Source organism: Allomesorhizobium camelthorni (assembly GCF_011045125.1).
GTDB lineage: Bacteria > Pseudomonadota > Alphaproteobacteria > Rhizobiales > Rhizobiaceae > Allomesorhizobium > Allomesorhizobium camelthorni.
This window is the reverse complement of record NZ_JAAKZF010000295.1, coordinates 1-835: the sequence shown is the minus strand read 5'-3', so window position 1 is coordinate 835 and position 835 is coordinate 1. Positions and strand designations below refer to the sequence as shown.

Sequence of the window (835 nt, the reverse complement as noted above, 5' to 3'; positions counted from 1 at the left end):
TATCGTCGGCCTGTCCGGCCTCATCACGCCGTCGCTCGACGAGATGGTGCATGTCGCTTCCGAGATGGAGCGCGAGGGGTTCGACATACCGCTGCTGATCGGCGGCGCCACCACAAGTCGCGTGCATACGGCGGTGAAGATCCATCCGCGCTATGCCAGGGGTCAGGCCGTCCATGTGAACGACGCCAGCCGCGCCGTCGGCGTCGTATCGGCCTTGCTCTCGAAAGATGCAAAGAACGGCTACATCGAGACCTTGCGCGCCGAGTACAAAAAGGTCACCGAAGCGCATCACCGTTCACAGGCCGACAAGCTGCGGCTGCCGCTCGCCAGGGCTCGCGCCAACGCCCACAAGATCGATTGGGCGAACTACGAGCCGCCAAAACCATCATTCCTCGGCACCAGGGTGTTCGCGGACTGGGATCTGGACGAGCTTGCCCACTATTTCGACTGGACGCCCTTCTTCCAGACGTGGGAGCTGAAAGGCCGCTACCCCAAACTCCTTGAGGACGAGAAGCAGGGCCCGGCCGCGTGCCAACTCTTCGAGGACGCGCAGGCGATGCTGAGGAAGATCATCGACGAGAAATGGTTCGCTCCGAAGGCCGTCATTGGCTTGTGGCCGGCCAATGCTGTCGGCGACGACATCCGCCTGTTCACGGATGAGACACGTGCGCAGGAACTCGCGACCTTCTTCACGCTGCGCCAGCAACTAACCAAACGCGACGGCAAGCCGAACGTGGCGCTGTCGGATTTCGTCGCGCCGGTCGAGAGCGGCAAGCCCGACTATGTCGGTGGCTTCGTCGTGACTGCGGGTATCGAGGAAGTTGCGATCGCCAAG

Annotated in this window: 1 protein-coding gene; it reads left to right on the top strand. The window is 62.5% G+C overall.

Translation table 11 applies throughout. The features are described 5' to 3' along the window. The coding region (locus tag G6N73_RS35975) for a vitamin B12 dependent-methionine synthase activation domain-containing protein (protein WP_281353030.1) at nt 1–835 on the top strand (835 nt) is incomplete at both ends.